Annotated in this window: 3 protein-coding genes; all 3 read right to left on the bottom strand. The window is 40.7% G+C overall.

Features of this window, described 5'->3' with window-relative positions; all coding sequences use genetic code 11:
• The coding region (locus tag GNE10_RS31955) for a CARDB domain-containing protein (protein ID WP_311774903.1) at positions 1–596 on the bottom strand (596 nt) is incomplete at its 3' end.
• Positions 597–1,164: 568 nt separating this feature from the next.
• Positions 1,165–3,888, bottom strand: coding sequence for a peptidase domain-containing ABC transporter (locus GNE10_RS31950; protein ID WP_185569986.1), 2,724 nt, complete (start codon positions 3,886–3,888; stop codon positions 1,165–1,167).
• Positions 3,837–4,619 carry a peptidylprolyl isomerase gene (locus GNE10_RS31945; protein WP_185569984.1) on the bottom strand — a complete coding sequence of 261 codons (783 nt, stop codon included), beginning with the start codon at positions 4,617–4,619 and terminating at the stop codon, positions 3,837–3,839. Before GNE10_RS31945 ends, GNE10_RS31950 begins: the two co-directional genes overlap by 52 nt.
• Positions 4,620–5,071: the final 452 nt, after the last annotated feature.

Below are 5,071 nucleotides of genomic sequence, written 5' to 3'. Positions count from 1 at the left end.
ACAATATTATTATTTTCATTACTTTCGGCGATATTGTTATTACCATCAGCTTGATATAACAAATAATAATTGCCTACCGCGATGCTATTATTGATGTTAATTGTAGTTGTTGAACCGCTAGAAACACCGGCAGCTATAGAATTAAAAAAGTAATCAGAACCTAAATAAATATCATCGTTGCTTAAGGTTGTATTTGTTGAAAGATAAAACTTTGTTTGGTGATAGCTAGCACTACTACTAGTGCCTTGATTTTTCACTTGATAGCTGACTTCAATACTTTCGCCCACTGACCCTACACTGGGATTAACAGCATTTTGAATTATTAGGTCTGGTTGAACAGCAGCGACAACAACGCTTGATTTTACCAGAGACATCCTCTGTGTAGTATTTTTATTATTTTTACTACTTGTGGCTAAATCTTTATTCGTTTGATTGTTGACTCCAGAAGTATTGATTAAAGAAGAAGTGTAACTACTTGCACTGGAGTTAAAGTAATTATTAGAATTATCAAATATATCAGGTACTTTTAAAGATAGATTGCTAGTTTCCAGACCAAGATTTTGATTATTAGAATTACGCTCTTTGGTAAAAAGCATCAGCAATTGCACTCCCTATATTCAAGTAAATTCGCATTATGTAACCGCTCAAATCCTTTTTTTTTCAGAACTTGAGCCAGAGAAGTATTTTAGTATAAGACAGGTACTACAAATATATTTGACTAGAAAATAACATAATTAGTTAGTAATATCACATTTTGAGGTATTACAAAATTTATCTTTTCACTTCATATAAATTTGTAATACTACATTTTTTGTAGATATTAAACTCTCCAAGCAAATTTAACCTTAGTCCGGTACTGTTCTAAATTAGAAAATAATCGGGGAGAAGTAGGGGAGAAAATTGAGCGCAAATTATATTATGTCCCGTAAAAGATTGATTATTTAGACCGACGCGGAGACACGGGGACGCGGAGACACGGGGACGCGGAGAAATTTTAACGACAAGTAATTAGCCGGACATGATATCACATTTAAAAGGCGAATAGAGCATAACTCTATTCGCCAAAAAGTACTCGAAAGCCACTCTGTAGATATTTATTTTTTATCTAGCCACAAGCTTTAAAGCCATTAAATCAGAACTTAGGCAGCGAATCTACTGAATGTACTATATATTTGCTTGCTGCCGTTGATATAGTGACCAGTACAAACCTTTTTGTTGTAATAACTGTGAGTGAGTACCACGTTCAGCAATCACGCCTTGTTCTAACACCAAAATTAAATCGGCACGTTTGAGAGGAGCAAAGCGGTGAGCGATGAGAAAGACGGTACGGTTGGCAGAAATTTTTTGCAGATTTTGTAGTACTTGTTGTTCAGTTTCACTATCCAAAGCGCTGGTGGCTTCATCCAAAACTAAAATCGGTGCTTGGGAAAGAAATAACCTTGCTAGGGCGATGCGTTGTCTCTGTCCACCGGATAAAGCGGTACCGCGTTCGCCGACATTAGTTTCGTAACCGTAGGGTAATTGGCTGATGAAGTCGTGTGCTACCGCCAGCCTTGCGGCTTCTACCACTTGTTCTGCGGTAATATCAGGATTGCCGAGAGTGATATTTTCCAAAATAGAACCGTTAAATAAAAAGTCTTCTTGGAGAACTACACTAATTTGTTGTCGCAGTGATGCTAAATCGGCACTTTTAATATCAAAACCATCAATCAGAATGCGTCCTGATTCAATTTGATAAAGGCGTTGTAATAGTTTAGAAAGAGTACTTTTACCGGAACCGCTACGTCCGACAATACCAACAAATTGTCCTGGGTCGGCATTGAAAGATATTCCCCGTAAAACTGGTTCAAAGTTCGGTCGGTAGCGAAAAAATACTTGCTCGAAGCTGACTTGACCTTTTAAAGGTGGCAAAACTAAGCCAGTTCCCGGTTCTGCTTCTGGAGAGACGTTGAGAATATCACCAATGCGGTCTACAGAAAGTAGAACTTGTTGGAGGTTTTGCCACAATTGCACTAAGCGTAAAAGCGGCCCTGTGACTCTACCAGACAACATTTGAAAGGCGACAAGTTGTCCGACTGTGAGCTTTTGTTCGATGACTAACTTGGCTCCAAACCAGAGAATCAACATTGTGGAAAAATTGGTGAGGAAGTCACCAAGATTGCTGCTGATGTTGGAGGTAGTAGAAGCTTTAAAACCTGTGCGAATGAAGCGAGCAAATAAGCCTTCCCAGCGATCGCGCGCTACTGGTTCGGCTGCATGGGCTTTCACGGAGTGAATGCCGGTGACTGTCTCGACTAAAAACGATTGACTATCGGCAGAACGGTTAAAAGTTTCGTTGAGCCAGTTACGCAGAATTGGTGTTGCAACTATTGTCAAGGTTGCAAACAGTGGCAATACCGCTAAGGCGACAAAGGTGAGGGGGATATTATAGTAAAACATCAATGCTAGGTACACCACAGCAAAGATGCTATCCAAAATCACAGTTAATGCTGTACCTGTGAGGAATTGCCGAATTTGTTCGAGTTCTTGGACTCGTGCTACCGTGTCTCCCACGCGCCGCGACTCAAAATAAGCCAAAGGCAAGCGCATCAAATGGCGAAACAGCTGTGCTGATAAACTTAAATCCAGACGGCGGGCTGTGTGGGTAAAGATAAATAAGCGCAGAATGCCGAGTATGGACTCAAATATGGCGACAAACAGCAAAGCGATCGCCATGACATCAAGAGTCGGCAAACTCTCCTGCACCATGACTTTATCAATAACAACTTGGGTAATCAGTGGTGTTGTTAAGCCCAAAAGCTGCAAGGTAAAAGATGCCAACAATACTTCCCCTAGCAATCCTTTATACTTCCAAACTGCTGGGGTAAACCAACTGAGGTTAAATTTTTCTTGCTGGGCGATGAGTTCTACTTGCCAGAGTTGTCCATCCCAACACGCCTCAACTACCGACTGGGGCAAACTTTCACAAAGGCGATCGGGATTTAAAGGATTAGCGATAATTAAGCGATCGCCTCTTATTCCATAGGCTACCACCCAAGATGGACTCTGGGCTAACTCGGTATTCCACAACAACAAAGCTGGAAATGATATTTGTCGCAAGTCACTCCAACTTACTTGTAACCGCCGCAACACTAAGCCCATCTTTTCTGCTGCTTCCACAACATTTTTTGGGCGTTGTCCTCTAAGTTGGCGTTGTACCCATTCCAATTGCACCGAATTTTCTAGCTGTTGCGCCACCATTGTTAAACATGCAGCAGCAGTATTCCAACTGGCAACAAAAGGATAATTGGGAACAATTAAGTTGGCTGCTGGTAGTCCTTTTTGGGGTTGTAGGGGAACAGTTTCCTCGGAAGCTGGGGGTAGTGGAATTGTGGGAGAGTAGGAAAATGTCTCTTTTTCTGGTTCCCTTTCCACAGGTAAAGCTTGCCAAAATTCCTGAATTTGTGGGTGAGAAAATTCTGCCCACAGTGCTGTCTCCCAACACACTACTATCACTTCTTTACTAGCAGCTACAGCTTTAAAATCCGCAGACAGCTTTTGTAAATCGCCAAACCAATCTCCTGCTTCCAGGGCGGCTATGGATTTGCCAACACGTTCTTGAGATAGCCCGCTAGATGGGTTTCTTCCATCTCGCAAACGTACTTTCCCAGCCACAATCAAGAATTGGTAACCGCTGATATCGCTTGACCAGATTTTATCCCCCAAACGATACTGACGAGCTTGGGATTCATCTCGCAATCGGGATTGCTGTTCGGGAGTCAACCAACACAGTGGTGGTTGATGCCAAGGTAAAGAAGCCAGCACTTCTAATCGTAGAGATTCATTATCCAGAATTTTTAACTCACTTGTAATTTGACTGTCAGTTTTTGAATTTTCTCTGCTAGCCATTTCTCAAACAATTCATTTTGTAGTGCTTGGTTTAGTTGAGTATCTTCTAAAGAGGCTGGCAGAAATTGTTCTACTCGAAACAAACCAAAAGGCCCTTCTCCTTGCAAAGAGGTTCCACCAACCAATTCTATTGGGCCTACCACTTGCCCAGGACTTGCGACATCAATAGCAGCCCGTAGTGTGTCAGGTAGACTTCCTCGGCTAATGAGTCCCATCATGCCATTCACAATTCGGTCATCTGCAAGTGAATATTCTCTAGCTAATTGCTCAAAGCTACCTCCTTCTTCTATTTGGATTTGTAATTCATCTGCCAATTCGCGATTATCAACAACAATCCGAGAAAGTACCACCCGATCTAAAAAAATTTTGCGTTCAATAAAATATTCTGGAAGTTTTGCTTCGGTAACTACAGCTTTCAGTTTTTCTACCTTGTAGCCAAAAGTCACTGATGTATGAAATGTTGTGTAATCTGTGTTGTTCCTCTTTAACCATTCTTGAAAACTTTGGGGGTCAGTCAACTGATTGTTGAGTCGAAAATCAATAATTGCTTGTTCAGTTACCGCTGTGCCAATCTCGATATCATCTCGCGTCCGGATTTCTTGCTCAATTACGTACTGGCGGAGAATATCCCCAATGTACTGTCCCAATTTTCCAGAGACTTGCAGGTATTTTACTGCTTCTTCAATAGAAATAGCTTGGTCATCGACTATCAAAAATGGTAAAGATTCCATGAACTAATTATGTAAAAATGGTTAAACACTCATAGGACTTTTAAATTAAATCATATAGAAATCATGTTGTCACAGATGGATTATTATGATAAAGATTTCATAAACTAAAAAAAATATATTGCTAATTGAACAACAGACGCTCTCAAGCTCTTTACGTCACCGTGCTTTCATGATTAGTAATACGCCCTTGGGAAGACACAACAGGATTGAAAATATTAGCTATGCCTTAAAAGCAAGCCAAGGGGAATTTTCTGAAAAAGGCTGTATCAATTTCAGCAACTAATCAGATAGCTAAGTGAAATCAACTAAAACAGGTGAAAAAATATATTGATTATTTAAGCTAATGCGCCCTGAAAAAGCATAAGTATACTAGTAGTCTGGCAACCCAAAAATGCGCTTCTTTCAGGCTGGGGAAAGGGTAAGGGATTTAAAACCTTTCCCCAGCCTGAAAG

Source organism: Nostoc sp. 2RC (genome assembly GCF_014222165.1).
In the GTDB taxonomy this organism is placed as follows: Bacteria; Cyanobacteriota; Cyanobacteriia; order Cyanobacteriales; family Nostocaceae; genus Nostoc; species Nostoc linckia.
This window is presented reverse-complemented; position numbering and strand designations above follow the sequence as displayed.

What these genes read in the sequence shown, in the direction of transcription:
- GNE10_RS31950 (WP_185569986.1), bottom strand. Translation starts at nt 3,888, where the DNA reads ATGGCTAGCAGAGAAAATTCAAAAACTGACAGTCAAATTACAAGTGAG.
- GNE10_RS31945 (WP_185569984.1), bottom strand. Translation starts at nt 4,619, where the DNA reads ATGGAATCTTTACCATTTTTGATAGTCGATGACCAAGCTATTTCTATT.